This window comes from Rhodospirillales bacterium, assembly GCA_016872535.1.
In the GTDB taxonomy this organism is placed as follows: Bacteria; Pseudomonadota; Alphaproteobacteria; order Rhodospirillales; family 2-12-FULL-67-15; genus 2-12-FULL-67-15.
The window spans coordinates 1-17,361 of sequence record VGZQ01000066.1 but is presented as its reverse complement, the minus strand read 5'-3'; the positions used below and the strand labels follow the sequence as shown (position 1 = coordinate 17,361).

Sequence of the window (17,361 nt, the reverse complement as noted above, 5' to 3'; positions counted from 1 at the left end):
TTCATGCGCGGGCGGGTGAGTTATGGGATGCTGCGCATGATCGGCGTCGAGGACACCGTCGCCAAGGACGTGGACGACTACATCGCCATCGCCATCCGCCTCGGGCGCGAGCCCGAATTCCGCGCCCGGGTGCGCGCCAAGACCGCCGCCAACCGCCACAAGCTCTACAACGACGAAACATGCGTGCGCGGACTCGAGGATTTCCTCATCCGGGCGGTCCAATCGGGCGGCTGACGGCCCGGTTCGCGGTTGCTATCATCCCGCCCTCGTTACAGGAGATTTTCCATGCAGCTTGCCGATTCCCGCCTGTTCCGCCACCAAGCCTACGTCGACGGCGCCTGGGTCGATGCCGATACCAAGGCCACCTTCGACGTTTTCAACCCGGCGAGCGGCGAAAAGCTCGGCCACGTGCCGAAGATGGGCGGCGCCGAGACCAAGCGCGCCATCCAAGCCGCCGCCAAGGCGGGGCCGGAATGGGCCAAGCGCACCGCCAAGGACCGCGCCGGGATTCTGCGCAAGTGGAACGACCTGATCCTCGAACACAGGGAGGACTTGGCCCGCCTGATGACCGCCGAGCAGGGCAAGCCGCTGGCCGAGGCGCGCGGCGAAATCGTCTACGGCGCCTCGTTCGTCGAATGGTTCGCCGAAGAAGGCAAGCGCATCTACGGCGACACCATCCCCGCGCACGCGCCGGATAAACGTCTTTTGGTCTTGAAGCAGCCGGTCGGCGTGGTTTGCGCCATCACGCCCTGGAATTTCCCGACCGCCATGATCACACGGAAATGCGCGCCCGCGCTGGCGGCGGGCTGCACGGTGGTGATCAAGCCGGCCGAGGACACGCCCTATTCGGCGCTCGCCTTGGCCGAACTCGCCGACCGCGCCGGGTTTCCCAAGGGCACCGTCAACGTGCTGACCGGCGTGCCGGAGGAGATCGGCGCCGAGATGACCTCGAACGGACTGGTGCGCAAGATTTCGTTCACCGGCTCGACCGAGGTCGGCAAGCTGCTCATGCGCCAGAGCGCCGGCACGGTGAAGAAGATTTCCATGGAGCTCGGCGGCAACGCGCCCTTCATCGTTTTCGACGACGCCGACATGGAAATCGCGGTCCAGGGCGCGCTCGCCTCCAAGTACCGCAACACCGGCCAGACCTGCGTCTGCGCCAACCGCATCCTGGTGCAGGAAGGCGTCTACGACGAATTCGTCTCGCGCCTCGCCCAGGCGGCTTCCGGCCTCAAAGTGGGCGACGGCCTCAAGGGCGAAACCCAGCAGGGCCCGCTCATCAACCGGGACGCGCTCGCCAAGGTCGAACGCCTGGTCGCCGACGCCAAGCAAAAAGGCGCCCGCGTCGCCGTCGGAGGCCGACGCCACGCCCTCGGCGGTACGTTCTACGAGCCGACCGTGCTCACCGACGTGACGCCCGCGATGGACATCTTCAACGAGGAAATCTTCGGGCCGGTCGCGCCCCTTTATCGTTTCAAGACCGAGGAGGAAGCGATCCGGCTCGCCAACGATACTCCTTATGGACTCGCCGCCTATTTCTACAGCCGCGATCTCAACCGCATGTGGCGGATGAGCGAAGGCCTCGAATACGGCCTGGTCGGCGTCAACGACGGGGTGATCGCCACGGACGCGGCGCCTTTCGGCGGCGTCAAGGAATCGGGCATCGGCCGCGAAGGGTCGAAATACGGCATCCAGGACTTCGTCGAGATCAAGTACGTCTGCGTCGGCTCGATCTACCGCTGAGCGCGATGAGCTTCGATGTCGACCTGTTCGTGCTCGGCGCCGGATCGGGCGGCGTGCGCGCGGCGCGCATGGCCGCGCGCGCGGGCGCCAAGGTGGCCATCGCCGAGAACCGCCGCGTCGGCGGCACCTGCGTCATGCGCGGCTGCATCCCGAAGAAGCTCCTGGTGCTGGGCGCCCATTACGCCGAGGATTTCGAGGACGCCAAGGGCTTCGGCTGGACGGTGGGCGAAGCCGTTCACGACTGGTCTGCCCTGATCGCCGCCAAGAACCGCGAACTCGACCGGCTGGAAGGCGTCTATCGGAAAATTTTGGCCGACAACAAGGTCGAACTCATCGAGGCCACGGCCCGCCTCAAGGGGCCCGACCGGGTCGAAGTCGCGGGGCCGGATGGAAAAACGAGAGCCATGACCGCGCGCCACACCCTGGTCGCGACCGGCGGTCGTCCGTCACTGCCCGCCATTCCCGGGATCGAGCACGCCATCACGTCCGACGAGGCGCTCGACTTGCCGCAGCGCCCGGGCCGCGTCGTGGTGGTCGGCGGCGGCTACATCGCGGTCGAGTTCGCCGGCATTTTCCGCGCCTTCGGCTCCGAGGTGACAGTGATCATCCGCGCCGATCAAATATTGCGCGGCTTTGACGACGACGTGCGCGCGGCGCTTTCCGCCGCCATGACCGCCAAGGGCATCGCGATCCGCAGCGCCAGTGTCGTCGAATCCATCACCAGGACGGCCGCCGGCCTCGCGCTTCGGCTCAAGGGTGGCGAAATCCTCGCGTGCGACGCCGTGCTGTATGCGACGGGCCGCGCGCCCAACACCGAGAGACTAGGCTTGGCCGAGGCGGGCGTGAAACTGACCTCCAAAGGCGCGATTGAGGTCGACGCCTATTCGCGCACGTCGGTTGCTGGCATCTTCGCCGTCGGCGACGTGACCGACCGCATGAACCTGACGCCGGTGGCGCTGGCCGAAGCGATGGCGCTGGTGCGCACCTTGTTCGAGAACTGCCCGACGGCGATGGACTATCAATACGTGCCGACAGCGGTGTTTTCCAATCCGCCCGTCGGCACCGTCGGCTTGACGGAAAGCGAAGCCGCCAAGCGGGGCGCGATAGATATCTATACGTCGTCGTTCAAGCCGTTGAAACACACGTTGGCCGGGGGAGCCGAACGGACATTTATGAAGCTGGTGGTCGATCGGGCGAGCGAGCGCGTGCTCGGCCTGCACATGGTCGGGGCCGACGCGCCCGAGATCGCGCAGGGCTTCGCCGTCGCGCTCAAGTGCGGCGCGACCAAGCGCGACTTCGACGCCACCGTCGGCATTCATCCGACCGCGGCCGAAGAGTTCGTCACCATGCGCGAAAAACGGAAGTGATCTTTGGTGTCATGCCCGCGAAAGCGGGCATCCAGCTTGTTTCTGGACCCCCGCTGCGGGGGTGACGGCGAAAATGGTTGCCGTCACTCCGCCGCGTGGCCGTGATGGCGCGCTCCGGCACTCTCCATCAGCCGCATCAACTCGCATTTCAGGCGCTGCTTTTCCGTTTCGGCCTCGGCGAAGATATGCTCCGCCTTGTGGAAGTCCATTAGGCGCACGCCCGCGATCTTCGGGCGGATCAGGAGATCGGGCGGGTTGCGCTTCATCTTTTCGGCGACGATCGAGCGCTGCATGATCTGGATGGTGGTGAAAACGGCATCCAGCATGCGCGGGCTCTTGCGCGGATCGCGCGCGCGCATTGGCGCCGCCTCGATCGCGATGGTGATGTCGCATTCGTCGCGCCACAGGTCGTAGGGCAGCGGATCGACCGCGCCGCCGTCGATCAGGAGGTGGCCGTCGAGGCGCACCGGCGCGAACACGCCCGGCACCGACATGCTCGCCTTAACCGCGAGCGCGAGATCGCCGGAATCGAACACCACCGGCTGCCAGCTGTGGAAATCGGTGGCGACGATCTTGAGCGGAATCTTGAGGTGCGCGAAATCGCGTGCCGGCATGCGATGGCGCAGGAACGCCTGGAATCGCTTGCCGCGAAACAATCCGCCGCGCCGGAATTCGAGATCGACGAACCTGAACCAGTGCGCGAGTTCGTCCTTCCCGAACATGTCCTTGAAGCGGCGCGGTCCGAGGCCGATCAGCCGCTCGACGTCGGCGCGGATGTCGGCGGCCGGAATGCCCGAGGCGTAAAGCGCCGCGACCACCGCGCCGATGCTGGTGCCGGCGAGGCGATGGGGTTTGAGGCCGAGCTCGTCGAACGCCTCGAGCATGGCGATGTGGGCGAGGCCGCGCGCGCCGCCGCCGCCGAGGGCAAGATTGATGCGGATCATGGGGGCCTTACATAAGCCAATCGCCGGCCGTTTACCATGCGGGATGCTCCCGGATGCGGGACCGGGCGGGGGGAGGGGTGGCGTCTCGGTCCCCGGGGGGGTATATAGCCCCCCTGAAAGGCCGAAAAAGATGACCAAATCAACCCGGAACACGAGCGGCAAGCTGACCGCGAGCGAGTGGAAGCCGGATTCGTGGCGCGCGCGCCCGATCGAGCAGGCGCCGGAATACCCGGACGCGGCGGCGCTGAAAGCGGCCGAGACCGAGCTCAGGCGCTACCCGCCGCTCGTCTTCGCCGGCGAGGCGCGCAACCTGAAAGCCCGGCTCGCCAACGTCGAGGCGGGGCGGGCGTTCCTGCTCCAGGGCGGCGACTGCGCCGAAAGCTTCGCCGAATTCCACCCCAACAACATCCGCGACACCTTCCGCGTGCTGTTGCAGATGGCGGTCGTGCTGACGTTCGGCGCGGCCTGCCCGGTGGTCAAGGTCGGCCGCCTGGCCGGGCAGTTCGCCAAGCCGCGCTCGGCGCCGACCGAGACCATAGACGGCGTGACGCTGCCCGCCTATCGCGGCGACATGGTCAACGGCATGGAATTCACGCGCGAAGCCCGCGTTCCGGACCCCAAGCGCATGATCCAGGCCTACAACCAGTCGGCGGCGACGCTCAATCTGCTGCGCGCGTTCGCGCAAGGCGGCTACGCCGACCTGCACAAGGTCCACCAGTGGAACCTGGGCTTCGTCGCCGACAGCGCCGAAGGCGCGCGCTACCGCGATCTGGCTTCCCGCATCGACGAAACGCTCGCCTTCATGGCCGCGTGCGGCATGACGTCGGAAACGACGCCGCAACTGCGCGAGACCGAATTCTACACCTCGCACGAAGCGCTGTTCCTCAATTTCGAGGAAGCCATGACCCGCGTCGATTCGACCAGCGGCGACTGGTACGATACTTCGGCGCATCTCCTGTGGGTCGGCGATCGCACCCGCCGGCTCGACGGCGCGCACGTCGAATTCCTGCGCGGGGTGAAAAATCCGGTCGCCTTCAAGGCCGGGCCGACGTTGAGTCCCGACGACATGCTGCGCCTGATGGAGGCGCTCGATCCGGCGAACGAGCCGGGCCGGCTCACGGTCATCGCGCGCATGGGCGCCGACAAGGTCGAACGCGCCCTGCCGCCGCTCTTGCGCGCCGCCAAGCGCGAAGGGCGCCGCGTCGTCTGGGTGTGCGATCCGATGCACGGCAACACGGTCAAAAGCGCGAACGGCTACAAGACCCGCCACGTCGATCGGATTCTGGCCGAGGTCGGCGGCTTTTTCGCCGTGCACCGCGCCGAGGGCACCCACGCCGGCGGAATCCATTTCGAGATGACCGGCCAGGACGTGACCGAGTGCGTCGGCGGCGCCCAGGCGATCACCGAGGCGAATTTGTCCGATCGCTATCACACCCATTGCGATCCGCGCCTCAACGCCCAGCAGGCGCTCGAACTCGCGTTCGTCATCGCCGAAGCCTTGAAGCAGGAACGCACAACGGGCGCGCGCCAAGCCGTCGCCGCTAAATAGGCGGCGACAGGGTACGCCCCAACCCCGTTCTTGGTCGCTGCCGGGCGCATTTCCGCTTCACTTCCGCTCTGCACAAAAATCGATGATCATCGCCTTGCATTTCGATGACCCTCCAAAATTTTGACACTGTTTTCCGTCCATATACGTCTCAGCATATGCAACCACGACTTTGCATCCATCTGGAGACACGCTTGTCCCACGTGTAAGATGAAAGTCGGGATAATTCTCGATTGTGTGCATTGAATAACTTGCGCGCGGATAAAATGTGAAATTTTCGAATACGCGCCACTGTGTTCCGTGAGATAAATAATACCCTCCCCCAGGCCCGTCAGGTTCATCTGCGCGACGGTGGATGATCAACAGTCCATCGCGTAACGGAAGAACATATGCTCCGCGGCTCTTTTCCCCTCCCTTTGACCACGGCCCAAAAGGAATACAGACACGCTCCGTTCGACCATCGGGATAAAACCACCAAGCAAATAAGCAATCATCTTCTCTTTGAACATATGGATCCTTGGACCAGAAGTCCGATGGATGCCAGATGAAATATGCGCCCCGATGTTGGTAATATTGGACAGTAAAAGGCGACATATAATCGACTCGCGAATGGATCGGTAGCAATACGCCGTCCTTCGAACCCGGTCTGTGCCACACCATTTGCTTAGACCGAGAGACATCAACCTCGATAAATCCATCCTCGGAGCGCAGCGGCAGCCACAGAGGCGACGAGATACGGAACGGCCGTCGAACCTGCTTGCATGTCAATTCATCAAATCGAATCTTGGGGCTGTTAACCCCTCGGTGACTCTCTTTACCTTCCTCGACAAGCTTTCCATTGATAACTTTTCCATGTCCCGAAAAAATGCGTGGACCATAGATCGACCCGCCGACACGCAACGCCTGTAGGTGCGTATTGAAGTCCGGCAATTTTCCAGTCAGAAAATCCCAGATGTCGCGAATGAAGAAGCCTTCATCACTATCGACGGTCCAAATAACCCGGCCACCGCCGTAGCAGTAATCCCCCGCGTGCTGTGCGATGGCGGTTACTCGACCTTGGATATCCCAAAGATAGAGTTGTCTTGGGGAATTTTTCTCGAAAGCTTTAACGAACTCGATGCGATCCTCTATCGGCTTCTCGAGCAGAAAAGCGCTGAACAGAACCCGTTCGTTGTCGATCCAATAAAACGGCGTATCACGGGGGATATAGCGGGAATCGAGTTCGATGATTTTCCAGCGGGGCTTGGGTTCGCCGGCCGTGTCGACGGGGGGCGACGTATCCCCGGCGGCGACCGTCGCGGCGAATGCGCCAGCGCCGAGCGCGGAGACGAACGAAGCGACAATCGTCCAACGAAGAACCGCGAACATCCTCGTCCTCGCCTTTTCGTAGACAGCCAAAATCAGGTCACCGGTCCGACCGCCCCCTTGTCGCCCCAAACGTCGTTTTCTCTTCCGCCCGCCTCAGGATCCGTGAATCCGCGCCATGGCGTCGGCGACGGCGCGGCATTTCTCGACCCCGTAACGCTGGGTGAAGTCGGTGCGCGCGGCCGCGCTGGCGACCGGATCCTTGAGTTGCGAAAAAAGCGCGGCGAGCAAGTTCTTGAACGCGGCATCGCCCAGTTGCCAATTGGATTGTTCGTAGGTGGCGTTGGCGGGCGCCGGGCCGAGATTCCCGTTGACGATGGTCAGAAACCAGCGCGCGCGCTTGTCGAAGTCGGCGAAATACGCGGCCATGGCGACGAGCGCGTCGAAGGCGAGCGTCGCCGCTTCCGCGTCGGCGTAGAGATCGGTCCAGGCGAACTTGCCGCCCTGGGCTCCGCTGATGCGCTCGACGATGGCGCGGCAATGTTCCTGGTAGGCGTCGAGGATCTGGGGCCCGAGCATCATCTCGACCGCCATGAAAAAACCGGGCAGCACCCGGCGCTGAATCCCGGGGCCTTTCCCGCGCGCGAGCAGATGCTCGAAACGCCGCACCAGCAGCCGGTTGAAGGGGTATTGGCGGTTCTGGGCGAACTTGGAACGCTCGCGCGCGCGGGCGTAGGCCTCGAAGGTCATCTCGAACGCCTGGCGCAGGGCCGCCGACTTGTCGTGGAAATCGTCGGCCAGGCGATCGAGGTCGGTAAGAGTAAGCCGGCCGTCCAGCGCGCGCGCCTCCTGGCGCAAGCGGTCGAAGATCCCCATCACCACCGTTTCCGCGAGCGCGTGGCCCTGGCCGCCGGGGGTCGAGAGGTCGTGTGGGGGTCTCCGGGCGGCCCGGAGCGCGGCTTTATGCGCGCGCGTCGCGCCGGTAGGCGCGCTTTTATGAGGGCGCCCGGCCGCGGCCTTGTCGTTTTGGCGGCGCGCGCCGGCTATGTCGTTTTGGCGGCGTGCGCCGCCGGGGGCGGACGCGACCAGCCTGCCGAGCGCTTTCAGGGTCACCTTGAGCTTGGCCATGGGGCGTCGCCGACAATAACCGCGTATCCCAGCGTTTTCTACCGGCCCCGTCGGGGCGCACAACCTTCGTTGACAGCGTTCCGACCCGGCGCATAGGTTCCCCGTGGATTTTAGCGGTTTTTCAGGCCCATAACCGAAGCCCCCGGCGCCATGCCCGACTCACTTGTTCTTGCGCTCGCCCAGACCAATCCGACCGTCGGCGACATCGGGGGAAACGCCGACCGGATTCGCGCCGCGCGCGACCAGGGACGCGTCGCGGGCGCCGACCTGGTCGTCTTTGGCGAGCTGGTCGTCGCCGGCTATCCGCCCGAGGATTTGGTGCTGAAGCGCTCGTTCCTCGAGGCGGTCGAGGGCGCGGTCGCGGAACTCGCCCGCGAGACCGCCGACGGCGGCCCGGCGATCGTCGTCGGCGCGCCGTGGCGCGAAGGCGGCCGGCTCTTCAATACCGCTCTGCTGCTGGCCGGCGGGCGGATCGTCCACGTCGTCCGCAAGCGCGAAATCCCCAACTACGGCGTGTTCGACGAAAAGCGCCTGTTCGCCGCCGGGGACATGCCGGAGCCGGTTCCGTTCCGGGGGATGAACCTCGGTCTCATGGTCTGCGAGGACATGTGGTTTCCGGCCGTTGCCGGCGCGCTGCGCGAAAGAGGCGCGGACATTCTGGTCGTTCTCAACGGCTCACCTTACGAAACGGACAAGCCGGGGACGCGCCTCGTCCACGCGCGCGCGCGCGGCCAGGAAACCGGATTGCCGCTCGCCTACGTCAACCTAGTCGGCGGCCAGGACGAGTTGGTGTTCGACGGCGCTTCCTTCGCGCTCGGCGCGGACGGAAAACCGCTCGCCCGCGCGCCGTCGTGGCGCGAGCACCTGCTCGTCACCCGCTGGCGGAAGACGGCGAAGGGATGGGCGGGCGAGCCGGGCGAAATCGCGCCCGAAGCCGACCCGCTCGCCGACATTTACGCCGCGCTCGCGACCGGACTCGGCGACTACGTCGACAAGAACATCTTTCCCGGCGTGCTGATCGGTCTTTCCGGCGGCGTCGACAGCGCGCTCGCGGCGGTTCTGGCGGTGGACGCGCTCGGCGCCGACCGGGTCCATTGCGTGATGATGCCGTCGCCGTACACCTCCAAGGAAAGCCGCGAGGACGCGAGTGCGGTCGCGGCCCGGCTCGGCTGCCGGCTCGACGTCGTTTCGATCGTGCCGGCGATGGACGCGTTCGACGCGATGCTGCGCGAGATGTTCGTCCAGCACCCGCCCGGCACGGCGGAAGAAAACATCCAGGCGCGCGCGCGCGGCGTGACCTTGATGGCGCTCTCCAACAAGTTCGACTACATGGTGCTCTCGACCGGCAACAAGTCCGAACTGTCGGTCGGCTACGCCACCCTCTACGGCGACATGTGCGGCGGCTTCTCGGTGCTGAAAGACGTCTACAAGACGACCGTCTACCGGCTCGCGCGGTGGCGGAATAGCAACCGCCCCGACGGCGCCAAGGGTCCGGTCGGCGAAGTGATCCCGGAACGGGTGCTGACCAAGGCGCCGACGGCGGAATTGAAGCCGAACCAGACCGACCAGGATACGCTGCCGCCCTACGAGGTTCTCGACGGGATTCTCGAATCCCTGATCGAGCGCGAGCGCGGCGTGCGCGACACGGCGGCCGAAGGGTTCGACGAGGCGACCGTGCGCCGGGTCTGGCGCATGCTCGATCGCGCCGAATACAAGCGCCGCCAGGCGTCGCCCGGGGTCAAGATCACCTCGCGCGCGTTCGGCCGCGACCGGCGCTATCCGATCGTTAACGGCTTCACGGATCGCGCGTGATGGGCGCCGCCCGATGAGCGAGATTCGCGTCCGTTTCGCGCCGAGCCCGACCGGGCTGTTGCATGTCGGCAACGCCCGCGTCGCGCTGATCAACTGGCTGTTCGTGCAAGCGGGCGGGGGATCGTTCGTGCTCCGCCTCGACGATACCGACGCCGAGCGATCGGAGGAAAAGTTCGCATCCGCGATCGAGCGCGACCTCGCCTGGCTTGGCGTGACGTGGGACGAGCGCGTCCGCCAGTCGGAGCGGCTGGCCGATTACCGCGCCGCGCTCGAGCAGCTGAAAGAATCGGGACGCGCCTACGCGTGCTTCGAAAGCGCGGCCGAGTTGGAACTAAAACGCAAGAAGGCGCAGAGCGCCGGCCGCCCGCCGATCTACGACCGCGCCGCGCTCAACTTGACCGCCGCCGAGCGCGACAAACTGATCGCCGAGGGCCGCAAACCCCACTGGCGCTTCAAGCTCGAAGACCAAGATGTCGCCTGGGACGACGCGGTGCGCGGGCCGCAGCGTTTCGAGGGCCGGCACATGTCCGACCCGGTGGTACTGCGCGAGGACGGCGCGTTCCTCTACATGCTGCCCTCGGTGGTGGACGACGCGGCCATGCGCATCAGCCACGTGATCCGGGGCGAGGACCACGTCGCCAATACCGCCGTTCAGATTCAGATGTTCGAGGCGTTGGGGGCACCCGTGCCCGGGTTCGCGCACCTGCCGCTGCTGACGGACGCGCGGGGCGCCAACCTCTCCAAGCGCCTTGGGGGTCTCAGCCTGCAATCGTTGCGCGAGGCGGGGATCGAGCCGACGGCGATCGCGAGCCTGCTCGCGCGCCTCGGCACCGGGGATGCGGTCGCGCCCGCCGCGAGCCTCGCCGACCTCGCGCGCGACTTCGATATCGGCCGCTTCGGACGGGCAAGCCCGCGCTTCGATCCGGAGGATCTCAACCGCCTCAACGCCAAGGTGGTGCATGCGCTCCCGTTCGCGGAAGCCGCGCCGAGGCTGGCCGCCCTCGGCCTCGCCCAGGCCGACGAGCGTTTCTGGCTCGCGGTGCGCGGCAATCTCGCCAAGTTCGATGAGGTGAAGGTGTGGCACGACGCCTGCTTTGGCGAAACGTCTCCGCCCGCCGACGCGGCCGAGCGCGATTTTCTGCGCGCCGCCCTCGGCGTCTTGCCGTCGGAGCCCTGGGATGACACCACCTGGGGCGCTTGGAGCCGTTCGGTCGGCGAGGCGACCGGGCGCAAGGGACCACAACTCTTTCGTCCGCTCCGACGCGCGCTCACCGGCCAGGAGCACGGGCCGGAGATGAAGGTGCTGTTGCCGTTGATCGGCCGGACCCGCGCCGAAAGGCGCCTCGCGTCATGAGCCTCGTTCTCTACAACACCCTCTCGCGCGCCAAGGAGCCGTTCCAGCCCTTGGACCCGAAGCGCGTGCGCATGTACGTGTGCGGCCCGACTGTCTACGACTACGCCCATATCGGCAACGCGCGCCCCGTGGTGGTGTTCGACGTGCTGTTCCGGCTGCTCAGGCGCCTCTACGGCGAGGACGGCGTCGTCTACGTGCGCAACATCACCGACGTGGACGACAAGATCAACGCGGCGGCCAAGGCGACCGGCGAGCCGATCCGGGCCATCACCGAGCGCACCGCCAAGGCCTATCGCGAGGACATGGCGGCGCTGAACGCGCTTGATCCCACCCTCGAGCCGCGCGCGACCGAACACATCGCGCAAATGATAGCGATGATCGAAACCCTAATTGCCAAAGGCTACGCCTACGTCGCCGACGGCCACGTGCTGTTCGGCGTACCGACCTGCGCGGACTATGGCCGCCTCTCGCGCCGCGACCGGGACGAGATGATCGCGGGCGCGCGCGTCGAGGTGGCGCCCTACAAGAAGGACCCGGCCGATTTCGTGTTGTGGAAGCCGTCCGACGCCGACACGCCGGGCTGGGACAGCCCCTGGGGCCGGGGACGGCCCGGCTGGCACATCGAATGCTCGGCCATGAGCCAAGCGTATCTCGGCGTCTCTTTCGACATCCACGGCGGCGGCGCCGATTTGATCTTTCCCCACCACGAAAACGAGATCGCGCAAAGCACCTGCGCCAACGGCCAGGGCACCTTCGCGCGCGTCTGGATGCACAACGGCTTTCTCATGGTGGAAGGGGAGAAGATGTCGAAGAGCCTCGGCAACTTTCTCGTCGTCCACGACCTGTTGAAGGAATATTCGGGCGAAGCGCTCCGCCTCGCGCTGCTCGCGACCCATTACCGCCAGCCGCTCGACTTTACCCGTGAAGGCGTAAGACAGGCGAAATACACTCTTGATCGGTTTTACACAGCGCTACGTATAGCAAAGCAAGATGTTGAATTAAGCGATGTCGCCCCACCGGAAGAAGTTGTCATAGAATTATGCGACGATTTGAACACGCCTGCGGCGATTGGAAGGCTCCATGACATTACTAGCGACCTGAATAACACCGCCGATCCAAGACGGAAGTCGGAACTGGCGAGCGGACTTGTTGCCGCAGGAAAATTATTGGGGATCATACAACAAGACCCGGATGAATGGCGCCATTGGCGGCCGGCGGCCGCGGATCTCGCCGACGCCGAGATCGAAAGCCTGATCGAACGGCGCGCAGCGGCGCGCAAAGCGCGCGATTTCGCCGGCGCCGACGCGATCCGGAAAGAGTTGCTGGAGAAGGGCGTGGTGCTGGAGGACGGACCTAAGGGAACGACGTGGCGGCGCGCGTGAAAAGTTAGCGCTTACTTCCCGATCATCGAATCGATTTCGTCCTGGTGCATCGTTTTTTCGCTGCCGTGGATGATGCCGCCGGCGACGTCCATCAGGCGCTGGATGATCTGCGACAGCGCCTTGGCGTTGGCGCGCAGCAATTCGGGCTCGCCGCGGCCGACGTCGGCCTCGAGCCGCTGGATGCTGGTGGCGATCAGGCGGTTGATCTGGTCGACGGTGGTGTCGAACGGTTCGCGGTAGCGCTTCGGCACATGATCGTAGGCTTCGACGGCGAGTTCGCGGTCGGCGATGGTGCTGGCGCGGAAGTGGTCCTGGTAGGATTTCGGCTGCCATGCCTTCACTTCGTCGATCATTTCCGGCATGTCGGGCAGCATTTCCAGCAGCATCACTACTTCGTTGAAGTGGTTGAGGTAGTCGGTGGCGAGCAGGGTCTGCTCGTTGACATTGCTGCCATGTGCGCGCTGGCGCAGCGCCTCGGTCTCGGGGCCGTCGGGCTCGATGGTGGCGGTCGGGGCGGCGGACATCGTGAACGCGGTATGGCCGTGATTCCGTGGCGAATATCGCGAAGAATATCCTTCGGAGCGCGCTTTGGCCAAGACTTCGGCGCGCTTGAGCGGGCGGGACAAATTCGGCATTCTCCCCACTTTCCGGGCCACTTTCCGGGCCACTTTCCGGGCCACTTTCCGGGATCGTTTCGGAGTGCGACACGAGAGTGGCGCCGCAGGCAATGAGTGACGGGCACGATGACCGATAAGCGCGTCTACATATACGACTCCACGCTCCGCGACGGGGCGCAGACCCAGGGAGTCGATTTCACGCCCGCCGACAAGGCGGCGATCGCGCGCGAACTCGACCAGCTCGGCATCGACTACATCGAGGGCGGCTGGCCGGGCGCCAACCCGACAGACGACGCGTTCTTCCGCGCGCCGCCGCAACTGCGCCATTCGACGCTGGCCGCGTTCGGCATGACGCGACGGACGGGGCGTTCGGCGGCCAACGATCCGGGCCTGGCGTCACTGCTCGAAGCCAAAACCCGCGCCGTCTGTCTGGTCGGCAAGACGTGGGACTTCCATGTCGATATCGCGCTCGGTGTGAGCGCCGACGAGAACCTCGCCATGATCAGGGACAGCGTCGCGCGCGTCGTCGCCGAGGGCCGCGAGGCGATCTTCGACGCCGAGCACTTCTTCGACGGTTACCGCGAGAACAAGGCGTACGCGCTCGCCTGCGCCAAGGCCGCGTTCGACGCGGGCGCGCGCTGGATCGTGCTGTGCGACACCAACGGCGGCACGCTGCCCGACGAGGTCGAGCGCGTGGTCGGCGAGGTCGCGCGCGCGATTCCCGGGGAAAAGCTCGGCATCCATTGCCACGACGACACCGGCAATGCGGTCGCCAACAGCCTCGCCGCGGTGCGCGCCGGCGCGCGCCAGGTCCAGGGCTCGCTCAACGGCCTGGGCGAACGCTGCGGCAACGCCAACCTGACCTCGATCGTGCCGACCTTGATGCTGAAAATGGGATTCGCGACCGGGGTAACCATGGAGACGCTCGGGCGCCTGACCCACGTTTCGCGCGTGCTCGACGAGCGGCTTAACCGCGCGCCGGCGCGCGGGGCTCCTTACGTCGGCGAATCGGCGTTCGCGCACAAGGGCGGCCTCCACGTATCGGCGGTCGAGAAGGACCCGCGCTCCTACGAGCACATCCGCCCCGAGCTGGTCGGCAACCGCCGCCACGTGGTCGTTTCCGATCAATCGGGGCGCGCCAACATCCTCGCCCGGTTCCGCGACTTAGGGATCGAGATCGAACCGAACGACCCGCAGGTGGCGAAGTTGCTGGAGGACGTGAAGGCGCGCGAATTCGACGGTTACGCCTATGACGGCGCCGAGGCGAGCTTCGAGCTGCTCGCGCGGCGCGCGCTCGGCCAGGTTCCCGAATATTTCCGCCTCAATTCGTTTCGCGTCATCGACGAACGGCGCTGGAACGCCAAGGGCGAACTGGTCACGCTGTCGGAGGCGACCGTCAAGCTCAACGCCGCCGGGCGCGAGCACATGGCGGTGGCCGAGGGCAACGGGCCGGTCAACGCGCTCGATTCGGCATTGCGCCGGGTGCTGCTGCCGATCTATCCGACGCTCGCCGACTTGAGGCTGGTCGATTACAAAGTGCGCATTCTCAATTCCGGCGACGGCACCCGCGCCATGACCCGGGTCATGATCGAGTCGATCGACGGCAAGAGCGAACCGTGGGACACGGTCGGCGTGTCGGGCAACATCATCGATGCCTCCTACAACGCGCTTTTCGACAGCATCGTTTACAAGCTGCTGCGCGACGGCGTCGCCGACCGCGCCAAAACATGAGTCGACTTGGTCTGGGACCGGCCGTCGTCCTGGTCGAGCCGCAGATGGCGGAAAACATCGGCATGGTGGCGCGCGCCATGCTCAACTGCGGGCTCGACGATCTGCGCCTGGTGCGGCCGCGTCCGCGCTGGCCGCACGCGCGCGCGCTGGCGACCGCTTCGGGTGCGGATACGGTGATCGCCGCCACCCGCGTTTTTCCGACGACCGAAGCCGCCATCGCCGATCTGCGTCTCGTTTTTGCCGCGACCGTACGCGATCGCGACCTAGCGCTTCGGGTGGTGACGCCCGCGCGCGCGGCCGAAGAAATGCGCTCCTTTATGGGCGGCGGCCGCGCGGGCGAATCCCCGCGCGCGTCAAAAGATGCACCCTTCTTAGGGCGTGCCGGCGTGATCTTCGGCAAAGAATCGAAGGGGCTCGCCAACGACGATGTGGCGCTCGCCGACGCCATTCTGACGGTGCCGGTGAATTCCGCATTCGGCTCGCTCAACCTCGCGCAGGCGGTGTTCGCGGTCGCGCACGCGTGGTTCGTCCTCGGCGCGGACGCGGCGCCATCCCGGCTTCGCTTGAATGCGCGCACCCGGCCCGCGACCAAGGAGGAGTTGGTCGGCTTTTTCGAGCACCTGGAGCGCGAACTGGACGCCTGTGGGTTCTTGCGTCTCAAGCACAAGCGACCGATCATGGTGCGCAACCTGCGCGCGCTTTTCCAGCGCGCGCAGTTGACCGAACAGGAGGTGCGCACGCTGCGCGGCGTGGTCGCCGGATTGGCGCAAAGCAAAGAGGCGCGCGCCGGTAGGCGCGCATTAATTGAATCGCGCGGGGATTCGCCCGCGCGCGCCGGAGGCAAGCGGCGGAAGAAGGAAAGCCCATGACTCTCTATCGCGATTACGACGCCGCGGGTCTCGAGGCACAGTACAACGCGCGCGCCTCGATTCCGGATCATCCGCTGATTTTCGCGCGCTGGGCGTCGCGCAGCGCGGAAGTCCGCAAGCGCGCCTTCGCCCGTCTCGACGTGCCCTACGGCGACGGGCCGATGGAAAAAATGGACATCTTCCATCCCCAGCGCGTCGCCGCGCCGGTGGCTATGTTCATCCACGGCGGCTACTGGCGTTCGCTCGACAAGAACGATTTCAGCGACAAAGTCTCGGCCCTGACCGACGCGGGCGCGGCGGTGGCGCTGGTCAACTACACCCTCTGCCCGGCGACCACCATCGGCGGGATCGTCGACGAAATGCGCCGCGCCGTGATCTGGCTCTGGCGCAACGCGCAAAACTTCGGCGGCGATCCTTACCGGATTCAATTGATCGGCCATTCCGCCGGCGGACATCTGGTGGCTTCCCTGCTCGCCACCCATTGGCAGGATTTGGGTTCCGATCTGCCGCGCTGCCCGATTCAGAGCGCGCTCGCGATCAGCGGCGTGTTCGACCTCGAGCCCCTGGTCCATACCTCGATGAACGCCGATTTGCGGCTCGATCTCGAGACGGCGAAAATCCTCAGTCCCTATTACATGCGTCCTGTCTGCCGCGCGCCGCTCGCGCTCGCCTGGGGCGCGCTCGAAAGCGACGAGTTCAAGCGCCAAAGCCGCGATTTCGCCGAACGCTGGCGCGACCTCGGCACGCCGGTGCGGCTGCTCGAAATTCCCGGTCGCAATCATCTGACCGTGGTCGAAGACCTGGGCCAGGGTACGAGCGATCTCGCCCGCCTCGCGGTCGAGCTACAGAAATTGGGGCGCTAAATCCGCTCCGAAAGCCAGATCGCGGCGCGCGCGCCGGCCTTGATCGCGGCGACCAGCGGGCGATAGCCCGGCGCCCGTTCGGCGCCATGGGCGAGCCCGGTATCGCGGTGCTCGATTTCCTCGGCGCGGAAGCGGGCGAAGGCGCGCCGGAGTTCCGGCTCGTCGCGGCCGAGTTGCTCGACCTGACGCGCGTAATGGCCGTCGATCACTTCCTCCACCGCCACGGTGCAGGCCATCGCCGCTTCCGGGCCCAAAAGCGCGGTGCCGGCGCCGAGGGCATAGCCGGCGACGCGCCAGATCGGCAGCAGGGCCGACGGGCGCGCGCGGCGCGCGAGCATCAGCTTTTCGAACGATTTCAGGTGGGCGCGTTCCTGTTCGGCCATGCGGCGGACGACGGCGCCGGCCTTGGATTGGCCCAGCACGCGAAGCTGGCCCTCGTAAATGCGCACCGCGCCGAATTCGCCCGCGTGATCGACCCGGATCATGCGTTCGACCAGCGCCGGCAACGGCATGTCGCCGGGAAGGCGCGCGCGCGGGCGAATCCCCGCGCGCGTTAAATTGTGCGCCCCTATCGGGGCGCGCGGCGCCGGGCGGCGGGTGACTTTCTTTTTGCGTCGCGTTTTCATGATCGGATTCAGGATTCCGGCCAGCGCGCCCGCGCGGCGGCCCCGAACGCGAGCGAGGCCAAGCCCAGGGACAC

15 protein-coding genes are annotated in these 17,361 nt (G+C 65.9%); 10 read left to right on the top strand and 5 right to left on the bottom strand.

Annotated features, from left to right (window positions below; translation table 11 throughout):
- From FJ311_12575 to gor, 3 genes are all read left to right on the top strand, one after another.
- The coding region (locus tag FJ311_12575; GenBank protein ID MBM3952275.1) for a glycosyl transferase family 1 at positions 1 to 234 on the top strand (234 nt) is incomplete at its 5' end.
- A gap of 51 nt (positions 235 to 285) precedes the next feature.
- The gene (locus FJ311_12570; GenBank protein MBM3952274.1) at positions 286 to 1,743 is read left to right on the top strand and encodes an NAD-dependent succinate-semialdehyde dehydrogenase; all 1,458 of its coding nucleotides are present in this window, start codon (positions 286 to 288) and stop codon (positions 1,741 to 1,743) included.
- A 5-nt stretch (positions 1,744 to 1,748) separates the two neighbouring features.
- Complete coding sequence (gene gor, locus FJ311_12565) at positions 1,749 to 3,110, top strand: glutathione-disulfide reductase (GenBank protein MBM3952273.1); 1,362 nt, start codon at positions 1,749 to 1,751, stop codon at positions 3,108 to 3,110.
- An 83-nt stretch (positions 3,111 to 3,193) separates the two neighbouring features.
- Here the strand turns inward: gor and FJ311_12560 are convergent, their stop codons facing one another.
- On the bottom strand, positions 3,194 to 4,054 hold the full coding sequence (locus tag FJ311_12560; protein MBM3952272.1) for a patatin-like phospholipase family protein: 861 nt from the start codon (positions 4,052 to 4,054) through the stop codon (positions 3,194 to 3,196).
- A 130-nt stretch (positions 4,055 to 4,184) separates the two neighbouring features.
- Between FJ311_12560 and FJ311_12555 the strand changes: the two genes are divergently transcribed.
- Positions 4,185 to 5,603 (top strand): 3-deoxy-7-phosphoheptulonate synthase class II, encoded by a 1,419-nt coding sequence (locus tag FJ311_12555; GenBank protein ID MBM3952271.1) that lies wholly within the window; start codon positions 4,185 to 4,187, stop codon positions 5,601 to 5,603.
- A gap of 57 nt (positions 5,604 to 5,660) precedes the next feature.
- On the opposite strand, the gene FJ311_12550 is transcribed toward FJ311_12555, so the two are convergent.
- On the bottom strand, positions 5,661 to 6,968 hold the full coding sequence (locus FJ311_12550) for a hypothetical protein (GenBank protein ID MBM3952270.1): 1,308 nt from the start codon (positions 6,966 to 6,968) through the stop codon (positions 5,661 to 5,663).
- A gap of 93 nt (positions 6,969 to 7,061) precedes the next feature.
- Positions 7,062 to 8,033 (bottom strand): hypothetical protein, encoded by a 972-nt coding sequence (locus tag FJ311_12545; GenBank protein MBM3952269.1) that lies wholly within the window; start codon positions 8,031 to 8,033, stop codon positions 7,062 to 7,064.
- Positions 8,034 to 8,183: 150 nt separating this feature from the next.
- Here FJ311_12545 and FJ311_12540 point away from each other — a divergent pair, with 150 nt between their 5' ends.
- The 3 genes from FJ311_12540 to FJ311_12530 are packed head-to-tail and all read left to right on the top strand — an operon-like array spanning position 8,184 to position 12,581.
- Entirely contained in the window at positions 8,184 to 9,845 is a 1,662-nt protein-coding gene (locus FJ311_12540; protein ID MBM3952268.1) for an NAD+ synthase, read from the top strand.
- A gap of 13 nt (positions 9,846 to 9,858) precedes the next feature.
- A complete protein-coding gene (locus FJ311_12535; protein ID MBM3952267.1) occupies positions 9,859 to 11,199 on the top strand; it encodes a glutamate--tRNA ligase in 1,341 nt (446 codons plus the stop codon).
- On the top strand, positions 11,196 to 12,581 hold the full coding sequence (locus FJ311_12530) for a cysteine--tRNA ligase (protein ID MBM3952266.1): 1,386 nt from the start codon (positions 11,196 to 11,198) through the stop codon (positions 12,579 to 12,581). The genes FJ311_12535 and FJ311_12530 overlap by 4 nt, the downstream gene beginning before the upstream one ends.
- Positions 12,582 to 12,592: 11 nt before the next feature.
- Here FJ311_12530 and FJ311_12525 read toward each other — a convergent pair whose 3' ends face one another.
- Positions 12,593 to 13,105, bottom strand: a complete 513-nt coding sequence (locus FJ311_12525) for a hypothetical protein (GenBank protein ID MBM3952265.1) — start codon at positions 13,103 to 13,105, stop codon at positions 12,593 to 12,595.
- Between the two features lie 219 nt (positions 13,106 to 13,324).
- Between FJ311_12525 and FJ311_12520 the strand changes: the two genes are divergently transcribed.
- From FJ311_12520 to FJ311_12510, 3 genes are read left to right on the top strand one after another with little or no spacing between them, the layout of a single operon-like run.
- Positions 13,325 to 14,929 carry a citramalate synthase gene (locus FJ311_12520; GenBank protein MBM3952264.1) on the top strand — a complete coding sequence of 535 codons (1,605 nt, stop codon included), beginning with the start codon at positions 13,325 to 13,327 and terminating at the stop codon, positions 14,927 to 14,929.
- Positions 14,926 to 15,798, top strand: a complete 873-nt coding sequence (locus tag FJ311_12515; protein ID MBM3952263.1) for an RNA methyltransferase — start codon at positions 14,926 to 14,928, stop codon at positions 15,796 to 15,798. Before FJ311_12520 ends, FJ311_12515 begins: the two co-directional genes overlap by 4 nt.
- Positions 15,795 to 16,661 carry an alpha/beta hydrolase gene (locus tag FJ311_12510; protein ID MBM3952262.1) on the top strand — a complete coding sequence of 289 codons (867 nt, stop codon included), beginning with the start codon at positions 15,795 to 15,797 and terminating at the stop codon, positions 16,659 to 16,661. The genes FJ311_12515 and FJ311_12510 overlap by 4 nt, the downstream gene beginning before the upstream one ends.
- On the opposite strand, the gene FJ311_12505 is transcribed toward FJ311_12510, so the two are convergent.
- A complete protein-coding gene (locus FJ311_12505; protein MBM3952261.1) occupies positions 16,658 to 17,287 on the bottom strand; it encodes a demethoxyubiquinone hydroxylase family protein in 630 nt (209 codons plus the stop codon). The two genes, FJ311_12510 and FJ311_12505, sit on opposite strands and share 4 nt — an antisense overlap.
- Positions 17,288 to 17,361 lie beyond the last annotated feature (74 nt).

Coding starts and splice junctions, on each gene's coding strand:
- FJ311_12570 (MBM3952274.1), top strand. CDS start 286: ATGCAGCTTGCCGATTCCCGCCTGTTCCGCCACCAAGCCTACGTCGAC.
- gor (MBM3952273.1), top strand. CDS start 1,749: ATGAGCTTCGATGTCGACCTGTTCGTGCTCGGCGCCGGATCGGGCGGC.
- FJ311_12560 (MBM3952272.1), bottom strand. CDS start 4,054: ATGATCCGCATCAATCTTGCCCTCGGCGGCGGCGGCGCGCGCGGCCTC.
- FJ311_12555 (MBM3952271.1), top strand. CDS start 4,185: ATGACCAAATCAACCCGGAACACGAGCGGCAAGCTGACCGCGAGCGAG.
- FJ311_12550 (MBM3952270.1), bottom strand. CDS start 6,968: ATGTTCGCGGTTCTTCGTTGGACGATTGTCGCTTCGTTCGTCTCCGCG.
- FJ311_12545 (MBM3952269.1), bottom strand. CDS start 8,033: ATGGCCAAGCTCAAGGTGACCCTGAAAGCGCTCGGCAGGCTGGTCGCG.
- FJ311_12540 (MBM3952268.1), top strand. CDS start 8,184: ATGCCCGACTCACTTGTTCTTGCGCTCGCCCAGACCAATCCGACCGTC.
- FJ311_12535 (MBM3952267.1), top strand. CDS start 9,859: ATGAGCGAGATTCGCGTCCGTTTCGCGCCGAGCCCGACCGGGCTGTTG.
- FJ311_12530 (MBM3952266.1), top strand. CDS start 11,196: ATGAGCCTCGTTCTCTACAACACCCTCTCGCGCGCCAAGGAGCCGTTC.
- FJ311_12525 (MBM3952265.1), bottom strand. CDS start 13,105: ATGTCCGCCGCCCCGACCGCCACCATCGAGCCCGACGGCCCCGAGACC.
- FJ311_12520 (MBM3952264.1), top strand. CDS start 13,325: ATGACCGATAAGCGCGTCTACATATACGACTCCACGCTCCGCGACGGG.
- FJ311_12515 (MBM3952263.1), top strand. CDS start 14,926: ATGAGTCGACTTGGTCTGGGACCGGCCGTCGTCCTGGTCGAGCCGCAG.
- FJ311_12510 (MBM3952262.1), top strand. CDS start 15,795: ATGACTCTCTATCGCGATTACGACGCCGCGGGTCTCGAGGCACAGTAC.
- FJ311_12505 (MBM3952261.1), bottom strand. CDS start 17,287: ATGAAAACGCGACGCAAAAAGAAAGTCACCCGCCGCCCGGCGCCGCGC.